The sequence below is a fragment of the Streptococcus pasteurianus genome, from assembly GCF_004843545.1.
Taxonomy (GTDB): domain Bacteria; phylum Bacillota; class Bacilli; order Lactobacillales; family Streptococcaceae; genus Streptococcus; species Streptococcus pasteurianus.
The window spans coordinates 534,456-551,845 of the sequence record NZ_CP039457.1 but is presented as its reverse complement, the minus strand read 5'-3'; the positions used below and the strand labels follow the sequence as shown (position 1 = coordinate 551,845).

The window sequence follows — 17,390 nt, the reverse complement described above, 5'->3', positions numbered from 1 at the left end:
TGGGTGACCTCCCTTAGTTACAGTCTTTCATCCATTTAAGCACTTCTTGGCGAATTGCTGCTGCTCCTTCAGCTGTTTTGGTAACTACTAATAAACTATCATCGTCAGCAAGGATACTGAAAATCACATCTTTAAAATCTTCCAACAAGAAACGTTTAATCAAACGGCTATTTCCTGGATTCACATCAAGATTAATCATGTTTTCAAGCCCTGCTGTTTCTTCTGAAATCGCAAGAACTGTGCTTTTAATTGGCACAGAAACTTGACCAACTTTTTTTGTCTTGTCTTTTGAAAGCCCATAAATATAAGGACCCTCAGGTGAAGGTACTTTGATGATACCAATTTCATTCATGTCACGTGAAACAGTAGCTTGCGTTAATGTCAAACCTTCTGCTTCAAGCAATTTTAGCAAATCATGCTGTGTCTCAACAGCATTTTCAGCAACAATTCTTTTGATTAATTCTAAACGTTCACTCTTTTTCATCTTTAAATTCCTTATGTGCCTTTTCTACAATTTCTGGAATCATGGCAGTAACTAAATCTTGAGCGTCAGCTGATTTTTCCAAATAAACCAGAAATTCAATGTTACCATGTCCACCTTGAATCGGTGAAAAATCAAGTCCTTTAACTATAAATCCGTAATTTAGAGCAAAATCTGTCACATTTTCCAAAACTTTTTGATGAACAGCTTTATCACGAACAATTCCATTTTTACCAATCTGCTCACGTCCTGCTTCGAATTGTGGTTTGATAAGAGCCACAACTTGACCATTATCAGCCAAAATATTGTGAAGCGCTGGCAAAATCAAATTCAAAGAGATAAAGCTAACGTCGATACTAGCAAAAGTTGGTTGACCTTCTGTAAAATCCGCCAATTCTGCATAGCGGAAATTATACTGCTCCATGCTACGAACACGTTCATCCTGACGAAGTTTCCAAACCAATTGATTGGTACCAACATCAACCGCATAGACAAGTTTTGCACCATTTTGAAGCATCACATCGGTAAAACCACCTGTTGAAGCACCGATGTCGATTGTCGTTTGTCCGTCAACAGAAATCTCAAAAACTTGTAAAGCTTTTTCCAGTTTCAGCCCACCACGGCTAACGTATTTTAATTTTTCACCTTTAAGCTTTAGCTCCGTCCCATCGTCAATCTTCTCACCTGGTTTGTCATACCGCTCACCATTAATCACATTGACAACCAAACCTGCCATAACACCACGTTTTGCTTGTTCACGCGTTTCAAAAAGCCCTTGTTTATAGGCAAGCACATCAACTCTTTCCTTAGGCATTTAGTCGCAACCTTTCTATCATTTTAGTGATTTTTTCTGCATTAAACGCTTGTGTTTCCGAAAGTTTTTGGAAAATAGCTAGCGCTTGGTCAATTGATCGATTCAAGATGTCATACGATTTTTCTAAACCAAGCAAGCTTGGATAAGTCGCCTTATCAGCAAGTAAATCTTTTTTCGGCGTTTTTCCAATTTCTTCAAACGTTGCTGTCACATCTAAAATATCATCACGAACTTGGAAAGCTAACCCAACCAAGCTACCAGCTTCGCGCAATGACTTTAAGTCATTAGCTGCTAAATTCGCAACAATTCCTGCCGCCACAACTGGAAAAGTCAACAATTTCCCTGTTTTATTTGTATGAATCAATTGCAATTCTGAAAGGTTAAGCTTGCGCTCTTCGCCTTTCATATCAAGCATTTGTCCGCCAACCATGCCATAAGTGCCTGAAGCTTGTGATAATTCTGCAATCAAACGAACTTTGATATCAGCTGATAGCGCAGTATCTGCCACCAAACCAAATGGATCTAAAAAGAGGCTATCTCCTGCTAAAATCGCCGTTGCTTCATCAAATTTTTTGTGGCTAGTCAAACGTCCACGACGATAATCATCATCGTCCATTGCTGGCAAATCATCATGAATCAGACTACCTGTATGAATCATCTCAAGCGCAGCTGCCACATCAAAATGACCTTCTGTCAACTCGATCCCAAAACCTTCCAGAATTTCTAAGAAAATCAAGGGACGGATACGTTTTCCGCCTGCCTCCACAGAATAAAGAATCGCTTCAATTAAATCTGGCGAAACAACATCTGACTGTGCATAATAACGTCGAATTGCCTGATTGATTTCATTTAATTTATCCATTAGGCATCCATTTCCGTTTCTGTTCCGTCAGCTTGCATCACTTTGACAAGTGTTTTTTCAGCAGATTCTAACGTTTTTTGAAGCTCTTTTGATAACACCATACCTTTTTGAAATTCTGCGATAGCATCTTCCAAAGCAACATCACCATTTTCAAGTTTGGTAACAATAGCTTCTAAATCTTGTAAATTTTCTTCAAATGTTTTTTTATTTGGCATCTTTTACCTCCACTTCAAGCTGACCATCTCTTAGTCGAACAGTCAATTGGTCGCCTACTGCCACATCTGTCACGCTTGAGATAATTTCTTCGTTTTTTTGTACCATAGCATAGCCTCTGGCAATAATTCGACTAGTATCCAAAGACAGCAAAGCATCTTGTGCCTTTTCAAATCGTGCTAACTTACTATCATATTGACTTGTCATATTAGATATTAAAAGGCGTTGAAAAGCTTCTAAACGCTCTTGATAACGTCGAATATCACTTCCTAAGTCAACAGCCAAAAGACGTTGATTTAGCAGTTGTTGCCGTTGACTAGCCTGATTAAATTGAGTTTGCATAGTGTTCATCAATTGAGTCGTCAAGCGATCCAATTTTTGAACATAACCGTCGTATAATCGCTCAGGTTGTCTAAAAATAACGGATTTTGCTAGTTTATCCAAACGTTCTTGTTTTTGCTTAATCATGCGCAAACTAGCTTGATAAGCCCTATTTTGGCGCTCCGCAATCCAAGAAATAATATCAGCTTTCGTTACTGGCGTTGCTAATTCAGCGGCTGCTGTTGGTGTTGCCGCTCTACGGTCAGCCACATAATCCGCCAAAGTCGTATCAGTTTCATGTCCGACACTTGAAATAACTGGCAAACGTGATTCAAAAATAGCTTGAACAACGATTTCCTCATTGAACGCCCAGAGATCCTCAATCGAACCTCCCCCACGACCAATAATCAAAAGGTCAAGGTCATCTCGCTCATTGGCTTTAGCAATATTTGCAGCTACTTCCTGACTAGCGCCTTCACCTTGAACTTTTGTTGGAAAAAGAAGAATTTCAACCCCTGGAAAACGTCGTGAAACGGTCGTGATAATATCACGAATGACCGCTCCGCTTGGACTGGTAACAACACCAATTTTCTTAACAAATTGTGGTAATTGACGCTTATGTCGCTCATCAAAATAACCAGCTTCTGCTAATTTTTTCTTCAATTGTTCAAACTGAATCGCTAAGGCACCAATTCCATCTGGCTCAGCTTTTTCAATAATAATCGAATAAGAACCACTTGGTTCATAAAGTTGGACACGACCAACAACATTGATTTTCATGCCTTCTTCCAGCTCAAAACCAAGTTTTTTAAAGGTTCCTGCCCACATCGTTGATTGGATAACAGCATTTTCATCTTTCAAAGAAAAATATTGATGCGTTGGACGACGACGAAAATTGGAGACCTGACCTGTCAAATAAACCCGCTCCAAATAAGGGTCACGATCAAATTTTAATTTAAGGTATTTAGTCAAACTCGAGACACTTAAATAATCCGACATAGCAGACTCCTTTCCATAAAATTCCGTACATTAGACAATTTTTGCATATCAAAGTAATTATATCAAAAAAACTAAAATATTGATACAATGCGTTATCTCGCCCCACTCCTCACTTTCTTTTTTAAGATTTTTGGATTTTAAAAAAACTATCCAGTGGATAGTTTCAGACTGAAGACAATGTTAATATTGTGTTTTAGCGATTTATCTCTCCGAGAATTCTTTCATGATACGGGGGAGTTCTGCGCTAATTGTCGTTGGTAAAACAACATAGACTTGTTCGCTAAGTTGATCAGCGATGTAGGAATGTAAGTACGTTGCTGTGGCAACACTGTTAAAGAGATTGTCTTTAAACTGGGCAATAAAGCCTGCAATCATGCCACAGAGCGTATCTCCCATACCTCCTGTCGCTTGGTAAGGACCGCCAACAGTTAATTCACCGACTTGATTTCCTTGAATGATTTTAGTCTGATGACTTTTAGCCACTAAAACGGTCTGTTCTGGAAATTCTTGCAGAGCTGCTTTGGTGTTTTCGATTGTCTGGTTCGAAATAGCGATTCCTGATAATCTTTCCCATTCTTTTTGATGTGGTGTCAATATGAGATGATTCGTTTTGACTGTGATTGGCTTAGCTTTTGCCAATAAATTCAAAGCGGAGCCGTCAATAATCAAAATCTGGTGTTCAGAAATATGCTCCAAAACCATTTGAAACACAACTTCTGCTTTGCTATTTTCCCCTAAACCAGGACCAATCAAAACGACATCAGCCTTGGTCAAATTTTCATAAAATAGCTCCTTATCATCACAATCAAAAGCCATAGCTTCTGGAAGATGACTGTGAAGAGCTGCGATATTATCACACTCAGTCGCCACAGTCACTAGTCCAGCACCGCTTTTAACCGTGGCTAAAGCGCTCATGATAATCGCTCCACCATAAGGATAAAATCCACCAATTAAAAGAACACGACCGTATGTTCCTTTGTGAGAATGTGACTGGCGCTTTGTAATCACTTGATGTGCCAATAATTCATCAATAATCATGCTTTCACACTTCTAAGGGCAGATTGATATGTTTGTTCCATAAGCATTGTAATGGTCATTGGACCAACGCCACCAGGTACTGGTGTGATAAAACTTGCGAGTGGTTCAACTTCGTCAAATTTAACATCTCCAATGAGCTTACCATTGTCATCACGGTTCATACCGACATCAATAACCACTGCCCCTTCTTTCACAAATTCTTTGGTTACAAAATGTCCTTGACCGATTGCCACGATTAAAACATCAGCTTGTTTTGTCACGCGCGCCAAATGACGTGTACGAGAATGCGCCAAGGTAACCGTTGCATTTTTGTCCAGTAATAGCTGCGCCATTGGTTTTCCGACAATATTTGAACGCCCAATGATGACAGCTGTTTTACCTTCTAAATCAATGTCATACTCACGAAGCAATTCCATAATGCCAGCTGGCGTACACGGTACCATGACAGGACGTCCATTCCAAAGGTGTCCTGTGTTGATTGGGTGGAAACCATCTACGTCTTTTTTAGGGTCAATTGCTAGAATCACACGCTTATCATTAATGTGTGCAGGAAGTGGCAATTGCACCAAAATACCATGGAAACGGTCATCCTCGTTATATTGTTCAATCACTTGAATTAATTCTTCTTCACTGATTGATTCTGAAAGGCGAACAGTTTCACTTAAAAATCCTGCTTTCTTAGCAGAACGTTCTTTATTTCGGACATAAACTTGACTAGCTGGATCATCACCAACAAGAATAACGACCAAACCAGGCACAACGCCCGTCTCAGCTTTTAATTTTTCAACTTTTTCAACTAATTCAGTCTGTTTTTTGACAGCTAAAGCTTTTCCATCTATAATTGTTGCCATATCATTCTCCAAAATTGTATTTCTTCCATTATACCAGAAAACAGCACTATATTCTATTTTCTTATTTTCAGAAAATTCTTTAAAATATTATTAATGCTATCTTTTATAACTATAAAAAAGCTTGCCCACATGAGCAAGCTCTCTCTTGTTAGTTTACTTTGCTGTTTTATGCATTTCATCTTTGACTGGGCAGTTACAATCACAATCACCACAAGATCCTTTTCCTTTGATGAAACTACGAAAGCCCATAAACACCGCAAATGCAATAATTGCAGCAATAATAATCGTTGACATAGTATTATTCTCCAGCTATTTCTAGATTATCTAAAGTAATCACTTTTTCTTTAACTTGTCTTGGTTTTCTAACGATAAAGTAAATAATAGTAATCAACAAGATAACGGCTACAATCGTCCAGAATGTGATGCCTTTACCATAGAAAACAACAAGCCCAAGTTGATAGATAATCAAACTAACCACATAAGCAAGTCCTGTTTGGAAGCCAATTGCACCAATTGTCCACTTCGCATCTCCCATTTCACGTTTGATAGCACCCATTGCAGCAAAACATGGCGCACAGAGCAGATTAAATGTCAAGAATGAATAAGCTGCTAGTGATGTGTAATCCAATTGCAAAGCATGATACAAACCACTAGTTGTGCTGTCATTATACAAGACACCGAATGTTCCAACAACGGCTTCTTTGGCTGCAAGCCCTGTCGCAGCTGCAACAGTAGCTTTCCAGTCACCAAAACCAAGTGGTTGGAAAATCCAAGCAATTGCTCTACCAAGAGCAGCAAGGATTGAATACTCCGTATCAACAGCTTGGAAAGCAAAATCATAAGATGACATAAACCAGATAATAACCGTCAAACTGAAAATGATGGTACCAGCACGTTTTACAAAGCTCATGGCTTTACCAAAGGCATAACGTAATACTGACCACACTTTTGGCATATGATAAGCTGGCAATTCCATGATAAATGGACTAACATAGCTTCCAAGGAAACTTGTTTTTTTAAGCGCAATCCCTGATAAAATAATTGTCAAGAAACCTATAAAATATGTAGATGGCGCAACAAATGGATTATCTGGGAAAAATGCTCCCGCAATCAAAGCAATAATTTCCAATTTAGCCGAACATGGCATGAACGTTGCTGTCATAATGGTAATACGACGGTCACGTTCGTTTTCAATGGTACGACTTGCCATAATCGCAGGCACACCACATCCTGTCGCAATCAACATCGGAATGAAAGATTTTCCTGACAACCCAAAGCGTCGGAACACACGGTCCATGACAAAGGCAATACGGCTCATGTAACCAATATCTTCTAAAATACCCAAACAGATAAATAGAACAAAGATTTGTGGCAAGAAACCAAGAACCGTACCAACCCCTGCAACGATTCCGTCAATAATCAATGATTCTAACCAACCAGATACGTGCAAGTAATCAAGACCAGCTTGTACCCAATTTGGCACCAAATCACCAAAGAGAACATCGTTCACCCAGTCTGTCCACATTGTTCCGACTGTTTGAATAGATAGGTAATAAACCAAGAACATAACTATCGCAAAAATCGGCAATGCCAAAATACGGTTTGTCACGACACGGTCGATTTTATCTGAAATCGTCATCTTGAAATTACTATCTTGGTTTTGTGCCATTTTAGCCACACGTTCGATAAATTCATAACGTTCATTGACAACGATAGATTCAGAATCCTCTGTGAAAATGTCTTCTGTGATTTTAATCACTTCATTGATTTCACCTTTTTGGAATTCTGACAATTCTACTTCATTTTGAACCAAGGCATCACGTTCAAAAAATTTAATAGCATAAAAACGTGCAGAACATTCTGGAACAATATCACCTAAGATATCAATAATTTGTTTCAAAGCCGCTTCAAATTTATCACTATAAGTAGGATATTGAATGGTATCAACGGTTTCTTTAGTGGTATATGCTGCTTTTTTGATAACTTTATCAACACCTGTATTCTTAATAGCACTAGTAGAAACGACTGGAACACCAAGTTGATAAGAAAGTTTATCGATATTAATCGTTTTTCCTTGACCTTTGAGGGCATCGCTCATATTAAGCGCAACGGTCACAGGAATACCTGTTTCAATCAACTGCGTTGTCAAATAAAGGTTACGTTCCAAGTTTGTCGAATCAACAACATTAAGAATGCTATCCGCATGATTACTCAATAAATAGTCACGTGCCACTTTTTCTTCTGGCGTATAAGGTGACATTGAGTAAATCCCTGGTAAGTCTTGCACTTTCCAATCACTGTGCTTTTTAACGGTACCACTTTTTCGTTCAACAGTAACACCAGGCCAGTTACCAACACGTTGACTTGTTCCAGTCAATAAATTAAAGAGACTGGTTTTCCCACTATTTGGATTCCCAATTAAGGCTATCTCTGTCATTTTTTCTCCTTACTATCTACTTTCACAACACTAATCATCTGCGCTTCTGATTTACGTAAGGTTAACTCGTAACCACGTAAACTAATTTCGATAGGGTCTCCTAATGGCGCTACTTTACGAAGATAAACTTTGGTATGGCGTGTTAATCCCATATCCATAAGGCGACGTTTTGCTTCATTAATAGCATAAATACCATCCACATAAGCAAATTCTCCAACTTTCAACTCTGAAAGAGGCAAAGTTTCAAGTTCTCCTTCTTCTTCAGTAACGTCAACATGATTTAAAATTGACTGATCAAATGCCAAACGGCTTGATTTAAGCATGACAATTGCACTCGTTGGCGTTTTTGAAACAACTTTTAACGAAGCACCAACTTTTAACCCTAAGTTTGATAAATGTCGAACACTTTCATCAGGTAAATCAATGCCAACGACTGCGTAGGGAATATCAATTTTAGCATTTTGCAAAATCAAAATTCTTGACCTCCTCGTAATTTTTTGATAAAATAATCGACCTTCTACTCGGTTCATTATATCATAAAAATAGGACAATTTTTCTATAAAAATTAATTTTTTATTTAATTATTCAATTAATTGTAATAATTCTAAATAATAACTTTATCTATTTAGAATCATTATAATATATGTTTTCAATCTTGTTTCATTCATTTACAATTTTTAAAAATAATTAAAATACAAAAATTAAGCATGCTTAATATAAAAACTATCATTCATTTATCTCTAATTAAATATTTATTTTTTACATATATTAAACTTCTTCCAGAACAAGAAAAAACTCAGCTGAGTTTATGTACTCAACCGAGGTTATTTTTTATTCTATTATAAAACTTTACTCAAGAAATCTTTTGTACGAGCTTCTTTGGTTTGTTCGAAGACTTCTTCGGGCGTTCCTTGTTCAACAATGACACCTCCGTCCATGAAGATAACACGATCAGCCACTTCACGTGCAAATCCCATTTCATGGGTAACAATCGCCATTGTCATTCCTGATTTTGCTAAATCTTGCATAACACCAAGTACTTCACCAACCATTTCTGGGTCAAGCGCTGATGTTGGTTCATCAAAGAGCAGTACATCTGGATCCATAGCAAGTCCACGCGCAATTGCGATACGTTGCTGTTGACCACCTGACAAACTAGCTGGATAAACGTCTGATTTGTCGCGGAGCCCAACTTTATCTAATAAATCATAAGCTTTTGCTTCTGCTTCTGCTTTAGAGATACCCTTTGTTTTAGTTGGTGATAATGTGATATTCTCAAGTACCGTCATATTTGGGAAGAGATTGAACTGTTGGAAAACCATTCCCATTTTTTCACGCATCTTGAAAATATCATTTTTCTTATCTGTAATATCAACACCCTCAAAAGTAATCATACCTTTTGTCGGTGTTTCAAGTAAGTTCATTGTACGAAGAAATGTTGATTTTCCTGACCCTGAAGGTCCAATGATAACAACCACTTCACCAGATTTAATATCAAGGTCAATACCTTTTAACACTTCATTTTTTCCGAAATATTTATGAAGTCCTTTAATTGAAATAAGCATTTCTGACATTAGTTGCTACCTCCATTTCCCATGCGTTTTTCAAGTCGTTTCACTAAGAATGACATCACAGTTGTCACCATGAGGTAGTAGAACGCAGCAAATAACAATGGTGTGATGGGCAAATACGTTGCTGTTACGACCGATTGGGCACCATTCCACAATTCCATAACTCCGATAGTTTGAAGAAGTGAACTATCTTTGATAATGGTAATAAATTCATTACCAAGTGCTGGTAAGATATTTTTGAGGGCTTGCGGCAAAATGACATAACGCATTGCATTGACTGGGCGAATACCAAGCGAATACGCCGCTTCAAGCTGTCCTTTTGGTACTGCTTCGATACCAGCACGGACGATTTCAGAAATATAAGCTCCGCTATTTAACGAAATAATAATGATACCTGGAAGCAAACGTGAAAAATCAAGGTCAAGAACACCAAAGCCAACGATTGGCGCATTATTAAAGTGTATCCAAGCAAAGGCAATCATGATTTGAACAACCATCGGAGTCCCACGAAAGACCCAAACGTAAAAACTAGCAATCCAATTTAAAACTTTTATATTTGTACGTTTAACTAAAGCAACCAAGATACCAATGATTGTCCCAAAGAAAACAACACATGCTGAAATCATAATGGTTACAAGGACACCATAGTTAAAATAAGCCCAATATTTTGGCAAAAATGAAAAGTCCATTTATTTCTCCTATAAACAATAATCAATTAATTATAACACAGATTGAATAAAAATACCAATAATTCATTTTTCTGGAAACAGACGTAAATACTTGATATAACAGCATTTCTATCATTATTAATAAACAAAAAAATAAAAAGCTCGCAATTTGCGAACTTTTTGCAATTCAAAATAGCAATATAAGAAAACGTTGAAACCACACTTAAGCAGGGCTTTACCAAAACCTTATACTCTGTCCTGAATTTTTCTTTATTTTAGTAAAGAAGGTCATAAATTTCCATTGCGATTAAATCGATGCTATCAAATGAGTAAGACTCACGCGCTTCAACATCACGCAAAGTGAAAACTGGACCATTTTCAGGGTCATTACTGAATGACACTTCTGCCACAACGACACCATCACGTTCAAAATTACGTTTTAGATTACTACTATCAGTTGTCATTAACTCAAGACGATTGATAATTCTCACCAAATGTGATTCCATGACTATTCTCCTCTTCGTTTATTGTCCATACTATTTTAACATAATTTCCTACAAACAAACAACAAAGGAATGTATTTTCTTTCTTTTATCTAAAATTCCTGTCAAAAGTGCCATTTTTCAGCGATTATTGTCCTTTAAATTGCTTTTAGTGAATTGTACATAATCGCTTTGATAGAATGCATACGGTTTTCAGCTTCTTGAAAAATGATTGAACTGTATTTTTGAAAAATCTCATCGGTAATTTCAAGTTCAGCAAGACCATATTTGTCATAAATTTCTTGACCAATTTCGGTATTAAGGTCATGGAAAGCTGGTAAGCAATGCATGACAATCACATCAGGATTTTCAGTTTTCGCTAATAGTTCTGCATTGATTTGGTAAGGCAATAAGAGGTCAATACGTTCTTTGAAATCAACTTTTTCTCCCATTGATACCCAAACATCAGTGTAAAGCATATCAACACCTTTAACCGCAGCAAGGTCATCTGTAATGGTTAATTCAGCACCATTGTTGTATTTTTGAGCAACTTCAATAATTTCAGCTTCAGGTTGCAAGCTGGCTGGCGCAATAATTTTAACATTGACACCAAGAATTGCCGAAGTCACAAGCAAAGAATTTGCCATATTATTACGCCCATCACCGACATAAGCAATCGTCAAGCCTTCTAATTTTCCAAAAACTTCTTTTAAGGTCATAAAATCAGCAATCATTTGTGTTGGATGCCAAGTATCTGTCAAACCATTCCAGACTGGCACACCAGAATACTCAGCCAAGGCTTCAACATCTTCTTGTTTGAAACCACGGTACTCAATCCCGTCAAACATCGAACCAAGAACTTTTGCCGTATCAATGACTGATTCCTTTTTACCAAGTTGAATCTCGCTACTACCAAGATAAGTCACGTTCATGCCCAAATCTTGCCCAGCCACCGTGAAAGCTGAACGTGTTCGTGTACTTGTCTTTTCAAAAATAAGAGCAATGTTCAACCCCTCTAAATATTTATGAGGAATTTTTTTCTTTTTCAACTCTTTAAATTTCAATCCTAAATCAATCAGTTCAACCAGTTCTTCCTTAGTAAAATCAATCTCTTTCAAAAATGAATCATTAATAGCCATACACTCGTCCATCCTTTTTCTTTGAATAATATACCTAATTTTAGCATAATTATACATTTTGTCAAGGAGATTTTGAATAAAAAATCATCTCCCCCAAAATACCACCACATTTGCCATTTATATTTGACATGTCATATATAAACACATACAAACAAACTTTTCTCTTGAAAAACGTAATAGCTATTTTATCAATGGATTATTTGCGAGCGAAGTGAGCAAACAAGAGGTTGCAAATAAATCTGATAAGGTCAGCATCATTCGTAAGAAATTTTTGTGAATCTAAAATAAGAACTGCCAGTCAATCACTGCAATCTTTAGAAATTTCTTGGGTTCCTTCAATAGCCCACTAGACTATTGAACCTGCCGTCGGCTCAAACCATCCAGTGGATAGTTTGAGGTCTGAGCCTAGAAATAAAAAATCAAGGAACTTAAGAAAAGTAACAAAAAAATTTTTGCTAAAAAACAAATAGGTGTTACCCGCCAAACGGTTAACCTCATCGAAAATAATAAGTATAGTCCGTCATTTGAACTTTGTATCACATTAGTGGAGGCGTTGCAAACTAATCTCAACACACTTTTTTGGGAAACTAGACATTTATAATTTTGGGAATTTTAAAGGAAAATCATTATGAAAACGAAGAAAATATCACTTTGGTTAAAATTTATTAAACGTTTCTACGGAATTAATGGCAAATTAGACGAATATCGCGAACAAGAAGTTAATCGTATCAGCAATAAACTGTTTATCGGTCTTTTTTTCTTTGAGTTATTCTTTTCTGCTATTATTTTACTCATCAACCAGACAATAGCGGCCACTGCTGTCCTCTATATTAATCTCTTCGGCCTCATTTTTGTTATTCCTATTATTCTTCTTGTTATGTTGACCAATCGTGATTTGCAAACATCATTGGAAATCCCTAAAAATGAAGTCGAACAGACACGGCAGAATGCTCGCAAAAAGGGCTGGTTAGTTGATGGAATTTTTGCACTATTCATGCTCGTTTTTAACGCTTTTAGCAAATGGCAAGAGGGAAAAAATCCTTTGGAACTCTTCACAAATCCTCTCAGACTTATCGCAATCACCCTCGGTGGGGTAATTTGGGGCGCTGCTATGGGGTCTATGACAGCCAGTCAAATTGACCCTGAGAAAGCATAGCACTCTTAGCGTAAGAGTGCTAATTTTTTAATGCTTTTTACTTGATTTCTATTAACCTAGTGCTATAATAGAATCATGAACTTTGACTATCTTTGACCTTTATTGTCAATGTCAAGCCGTTACGAAAGGAGGGTATTATATATGCTCTGTCAAAATTGTCATTTAAACGAATCAACAATTCATCTCTATACAAATGTCAATGGTCAGCAAAAGCAAATTGATTTGTGCCAAAATTGCTATCAAATCATGAAAACTGACCCTAACAATACTATTTTAGGTGGTTTAGGAAATGCACAAACTTCTTCCACACAAAATCAATCTACTGGTATGAATCCTTTTGATGATTTCTTCAGTAATTTAAATAATTTCCACGCATTCGGTGGACAAGATTTCCAAAATACGCCTCCAACACAATCAGGTGGTGGAAATAACGGCGGCAATAATAACAATTATCGTCCAAACGGCGCAGCTAGCCAACAGCAACAACAAAAAGGTTTGCTAGAAGAATTTGGTATCAACGTTACTGATATTGCTCGTCGCGGTGACATCGACCCTGTCATTGGACGTGATGCCGAAATCATTCGTGTGATTGAAATTCTTAACCGTCGTACCAAAAATAATCCTGTTCTTATTGGTGAACCAGGGGTTGGTAAAACAGCCGTTGTTGAAGGATTAGCTCAAAAAATCGTAGATGGTAACGTTCCACAAAAACTTCAAAATAAACAGGTTATTCGTCTTGATGTCGTTAGCCTTGTGCAAGGAACAGGTATTCGTGGTCAATTTGAAGAACGTATGCAAAAACTCATGGAAGAAATCCGTGAACGCAAGGACGTTATTCTCTTCATTGACGAAATTCACGAAATTGTCGGTGCTGGTTCTGCAGGCGACGGCAACATGGACGCTGGTAATATTTTAAAACCAGCACTTGCTCGTGGTGAACTTCAATTAGTTGGTGCTACGACACTCAATGAATACCGCATTATTGAAAAAGATGCAGCACTTGAACGCCGTATGCAACCTGTCAAAGTTGATGAACCAAGCGTGGAAGAAACGATTACGATTCTTCGTGGTATTCAAAAGAAATACGAAGATTATCATCATGTCAAATACAGCGATGATGCAATTGAAGCTGCCGCAAATCTTTCTAACCGTTACATTCAGGATCGCTTCCTCCCAGATAAAGCCATTGATTTGCTAGACGAAGCTGGTTCTAAAATGAATTTAACCCTTAACTTTGTTGACCCACAAGAAATCGACAAGCGTTTAGTGGAAGCTGAAAACCTAAAAACACAAGCTACTCGCGAAGAAGATTATGAACGCGCAGCTTATTTCCGTGACCAAATCGCTAAATACAAGGAAATGCAACAACAAACAATCAACGAAGACGATATCCCAGTCATTACTGAAAAGACTATCGAAGCTATCGTTGAAGAAAAAACTAACATTCCTGTTGGTGATTTGAAAGAAAAGGAACAATCACAATTAATTAATCTTGCTGATGATTTGAAAACACACGTCATTGGTCAAGATGATGCCGTTGACAAGATTGCCAAAGCTATTCGCCGTAATCGTGTCGGTCTTGGTACCCCAAATCGTCCAATCGGTTCGTTCCTCTTTGTTGGACCAACTGGTGTTGGTAAAACAGAACTTTCTAAACAATTAGCGATTGAACTTTTCGGCTCAGCTGACAGTATGATTCGTTTCGATATGTCTGAATACATGGAAAAACATGCGGTCGCTAAACTTGTCGGAGCGCCTCCAGGATACGTTGGTTACGAAGAAGCTGGTCAATTGACAGAAAAAGTTCGCCGTAATCCATACTCACTCATCCTTCTTGACGAAGTTGAAAAAGCGCATCCTGATGTTATGCATATGTTCTTGCAAGTTCTTGATGACGGTCGTTTGACTGACGGTCAAGGTCGTACAGTAAGCTTCAAAGATACTATTATTATCATGACTTCTAATGCTGGTACTGGTAAAACAGAAGCTTCAGTTGGTTTCGGTGCTACTCGTGAAGGACGTACAAATTCTGTTCTTGGTGAACTTAGCAACTACTTCAGTCCTGAATTCATGAACCGTTTCGACGGTATTATCGAATTTAAGGCTCTTAGCAAAGACAATCTTCTCCAAATTGTTAACCTTATGCTTGACGATGTCAATAAACGCCTAGCAACTAACGATATTCACCTCGAAGTTTCTGATAAAGTAAAAGAAAAATTAGTTGACCTTGGCTACGATCCTAAAATGGGTGCTCGTCCATTACGTCGTACTATCCAAGATCACATTGAAGATGCCATTACAGACTTCTATCTTGAAAACCCAAGCGAAAAAGATTTGAAAGCTGTTATGACAAGTAATGGTAAAATTATCATCAAATCTGCTAAAAAAATTGAAAAAGAAGAAACAACCGTTTCAGCAGAATCAGAATAATGAAACTCTAAATAGTTTGGGACGACAATAGTTCCAAACTATTTCTTTCTTTGCTTCAAATGACTTTACTAGTGACAGCTCATCAACAAGACTTGATGATATTCCAGATTTCCACAACATTCTCTGCTCTGCTGTTTTTATAACGGCAAATTGTCATAAAAAAATCAAAATATTCCGATAATTTTATAGAAAAAAGTTCATTTTTTTAGTATAATGTCACCAACAGACACTCGTACTAATTATTTTGGTCTCCACTATTTCTATCATATTTTTCATAGGAGAATATCATGACAAATCCAACTTTCGGTGAAAAACTTACAACTGTTGATTACAAAGCACGCTATGGTGTTTATGCCATTATTCCAAATGCTGATAAAAACCAGATTATCCTAGTTCAAGCACCTAATGGTTCTTGGTTTCTTCCTGGTGGAGAAATCGAAGCTGGTGAAGACCATTTTTCAGCTTTAAAACGTGAACTCATTGAAGAATTGGGCTTTTCGGCTGAGCTAGGTTATTACTATGGACAGGCAGATGAGTATTTTTACTCTCGCCACCGTGATACCTATTTTTATAATCCCGCTTATATCTACGAAGTGACACATTTTGAAGAAATTGATAATCCTTTGGAAGACTTCAACAACCTCTCTTGGTTTTCAATTGATGAAGCTATCGACAAATTAAAACGTGGTAGCCACAAGTGGGGGGTTGAAGCTTGGAAAAAAAATCATCACTAATATCTCTTATTCTACTTTTTCACTCAAAATAGTGTTATAATAGGAGTAGAAAATCACACAGGAGGAGATATATGAGGTTAATCAACACAACAAGTAGTCATTCTGAGCTGGTTCGTAATCAGTTGCGAAATACGGATACAAAGCTCGTCGAGACCTATTCTGCAGGAAATACTGATGTTATTTTCACACAAGCGCCAAAACACTACGAGCTATTGATCTCAAACAAATATCGCGCTATTAAAGATAGTGAAATTGAAGCTATTCGTGAATTTTTCCTCAAACGTAAAATCGATAAATCAATCGTTCAACTAGACCAATTAAAAACCTTGCACACAGCAAATCTAATTGAAATTTCATTCCCAACAGCTCACTAATCAGGTCTCCACAACCTGATTTTTTATTTGCTTTAGTATACAAAAAGTCCCATATGACTTCAAATTTAAAGCGATGAAACAATAAATAGAAAGAATCATATCTTGATAACAGACGACAAGCAATCATTCGTAATTACTTTTTTAAATACTCAAAAGAGGCTCGGGAAAGGGTGAAAGTCGCTACGATGGACATGTCTGGTAACTACAGTCCTTTACTTAAACACCTTCACTCTCCAATTTTACTCTCGGTCTAAAAGTTTTCATATTGTTCAGCACATAAACAGAGCGCTAAAACAGACACGTATCCAAATAATGAAACAATTTGAGAAGAAATCTCTTGAATACCGTGTCCTAAAATATTACTGGAAGCTCATTCAAAAGGATAGTCGAAAATTATCGCCTCATACTTTTTACTCAAAGACTTTCAGAGAAACGTTAACGCTTAAAGGATGTTTAGAAAAGATTTTTAAACATGTGCCGCAACTTAAACACTACTACAACCTTTATCAATTACTCCTTTTTCACTTACAAGAAAAGAATACCGAACAATTCTTTGGATTAATTTAGGAAGCTTTACCTCAACTCAATCACTCTTTAAAAACAGCACTAACAACTTTTATTCACTATAAGGAATACATTACCAACACCAAACTTAAAGCAACCAACAAACTCATCAAAAATATTAAATACAACGCTTTTGGTTATAGGAACTTTGACAACTTAAAAAAAGCGCATTTACCTCGCTTTGAACAGCAAAAAAAGCGAGAACAACACTTGTTCTCGCTAGAGCTTAACTTTGTCACCCACTACAGTTGACAAA

At 37.2% G+C, this 17,390-nt stretch carries 19 protein-coding genes and 1 pseudogene; 6 read left to right on the top strand and 14 right to left on the bottom strand.

What is annotated here, in order from left to right:
• Positions 1-13: 13 nt before the first annotated feature.
• The 14 genes from E8M05_RS03085 to argF all read right to left on the bottom strand — a co-directional run bounded on the left by E8M05_RS03085 (position 14) and on the right by argF (position 11,876).
• Positions 14-484: an arginine repressor gene (locus E8M05_RS03085; protein ID WP_003063742.1), complete on the bottom strand. Its 471-nt coding sequence runs from the start codon at positions 482-484 to the stop codon at positions 14-16.
• Positions 471-1,295, bottom strand: coding sequence for a TlyA family RNA methyltransferase (locus E8M05_RS03080; protein ID WP_003063741.1), 825 nt, complete (start codon positions 1,293-1,295; stop codon positions 471-473). The genes E8M05_RS03085 and E8M05_RS03080 overlap by 14 nt, the downstream gene beginning before the upstream one ends.
• Positions 1,288-2,157, bottom strand: coding sequence for a polyprenyl synthetase family protein (locus E8M05_RS03075; RefSeq protein WP_003063739.1), 870 nt, complete (start codon positions 2,155-2,157; stop codon positions 1,288-1,290). The genes E8M05_RS03080 and E8M05_RS03075 overlap by 8 nt, the downstream gene beginning before the upstream one ends.
• Positions 2,157-2,372, bottom strand: coding sequence for an exodeoxyribonuclease VII small subunit (locus E8M05_RS03070; RefSeq protein WP_003063737.1), 216 nt, complete (start codon positions 2,370-2,372; stop codon positions 2,157-2,159). Before E8M05_RS03070 ends, E8M05_RS03075 begins: the two co-directional genes overlap by 1 nt.
• Positions 2,362-3,690, bottom strand: a complete 1,329-nt coding sequence (gene xseA, locus E8M05_RS03065; protein ID WP_003063735.1) for an exodeoxyribonuclease VII large subunit — start codon at positions 3,688-3,690, stop codon at positions 2,362-2,364. Before xseA ends, E8M05_RS03070 begins: the two co-directional genes overlap by 11 nt.
• Before the next feature lie 201 nt (positions 3,691-3,891).
• Positions 3,892-4,728 (bottom strand): NAD(P)H-hydrate dehydratase, encoded by an 837-nt coding sequence (locus tag E8M05_RS03060; RefSeq protein WP_048791207.1) that lies wholly within the window; start codon positions 4,726-4,728, stop codon positions 3,892-3,894.
• A complete protein-coding gene (locus E8M05_RS03055; RefSeq protein WP_012961632.1) occupies positions 4,725-5,579 on the bottom strand; it encodes a bifunctional methylenetetrahydrofolate dehydrogenase/methenyltetrahydrofolate cyclohydrolase in 855 nt (284 codons plus the stop codon). The genes E8M05_RS03060 and E8M05_RS03055 overlap by 4 nt, the downstream gene beginning before the upstream one ends.
• Before the next feature lie 153 nt (positions 5,580-5,732).
• A complete protein-coding gene (locus E8M05_RS03050; protein ID WP_003063731.1) occupies positions 5,733-5,873 on the bottom strand; it encodes a FeoB-associated Cys-rich membrane protein in 141 nt (46 codons plus the stop codon).
• 4 nt (positions 5,874-5,877) lie between these two features.
• Positions 5,878-8,016, bottom strand: coding sequence for a ferrous iron transport protein B (gene feoB, locus E8M05_RS03045; RefSeq protein ID WP_048791206.1), 2,139 nt, complete (start codon positions 8,014-8,016; stop codon positions 5,878-5,880).
• Positions 8,013-8,489 carry a ferrous iron transport protein A gene (locus E8M05_RS03040; RefSeq protein ID WP_013851576.1) on the bottom strand — a complete coding sequence of 159 codons (477 nt, stop codon included), beginning with the start codon at positions 8,487-8,489 and terminating at the stop codon, positions 8,013-8,015. Before E8M05_RS03040 ends, feoB begins: the two co-directional genes overlap by 4 nt.
• Before the next feature lie 366 nt (positions 8,490-8,855).
• On the bottom strand, positions 8,856-9,590 hold the full coding sequence (locus E8M05_RS03035) for an amino acid ABC transporter ATP-binding protein (RefSeq protein ID WP_003063728.1): 735 nt from the start codon (positions 9,588-9,590) through the stop codon (positions 8,856-8,858).
• The gene (locus tag E8M05_RS03030; protein ID WP_048791205.1) at positions 9,590-10,276 is read right to left on the bottom strand and encodes an amino acid ABC transporter permease; all 687 of its coding nucleotides are present in this window, start codon (positions 10,274-10,276) and stop codon (positions 9,590-9,592) included. Before E8M05_RS03030 ends, E8M05_RS03035 begins: the two co-directional genes overlap by 1 nt.
• 254 nt (positions 10,277-10,530) lie before the next feature.
• On the bottom strand, positions 10,531-10,761 hold the full coding sequence (locus tag E8M05_RS03025) for a DUF1797 family protein (protein WP_003063726.1): 231 nt from the start codon (positions 10,759-10,761) through the stop codon (positions 10,531-10,533).
• A 134-nt stretch (positions 10,762-10,895) separates the two neighbouring features.
• Positions 10,896-11,876, bottom strand: a complete 981-nt coding sequence (gene argF, locus E8M05_RS03020; protein ID WP_048791204.1) for an ornithine carbamoyltransferase — start codon at positions 11,874-11,876, stop codon at positions 10,896-10,898.
• A gap of 418 nt (positions 11,877-12,294) precedes the next feature.
• Here argF and E8M05_RS03015 point away from each other — a divergent pair, with 418 nt between their 5' ends.
• The 6 genes and pseudogenes from E8M05_RS03015 to E8M05_RS02990 all read left to right on the top strand — a co-directional run.
• Complete coding sequence (locus tag E8M05_RS03015; protein WP_080543619.1) at positions 12,295-12,477, top strand: helix-turn-helix transcriptional regulator; 183 nt, start codon at positions 12,295-12,297, stop codon at positions 12,475-12,477.
• A gap of 27 nt (positions 12,478-12,504) precedes the next feature.
• Entirely contained in the window at positions 12,505-13,032 is a 528-nt protein-coding gene (locus tag E8M05_RS03010) for a DUF3278 domain-containing protein (RefSeq protein WP_058692783.1), read from the top strand.
• Between the two features lie 141 nt (positions 13,033-13,173).
• Positions 13,174-15,462: an ATP-dependent Clp protease ATP-binding subunit gene (locus E8M05_RS03005; RefSeq protein ID WP_061100187.1), complete on the top strand. Its 2,289-nt coding sequence runs from the start codon at positions 13,174-13,176 to the stop codon at positions 15,460-15,462.
• A gap of 287 nt (positions 15,463-15,749) precedes the next feature.
• Positions 15,750-16,196 (top strand): NUDIX hydrolase, encoded by a 447-nt coding sequence (locus E8M05_RS03000; protein WP_061100188.1) that lies wholly within the window; start codon positions 15,750-15,752, stop codon positions 16,194-16,196.
• 71 nt (positions 16,197-16,267) lie between these two features.
• Positions 16,268-16,570, top strand: a complete 303-nt coding sequence (locus E8M05_RS02995) for a DUF1827 family protein (RefSeq protein ID WP_003063719.1) — start codon at positions 16,268-16,270, stop codon at positions 16,568-16,570.
• 101 nt (positions 16,571-16,671) lie between these two features.
• Positions 16,672-17,364, top strand: a pseudogene (locus tag E8M05_RS02990) (transposase); the annotation flags it as partial.
• Positions 17,365-17,390 lie beyond the last annotated feature (26 nt).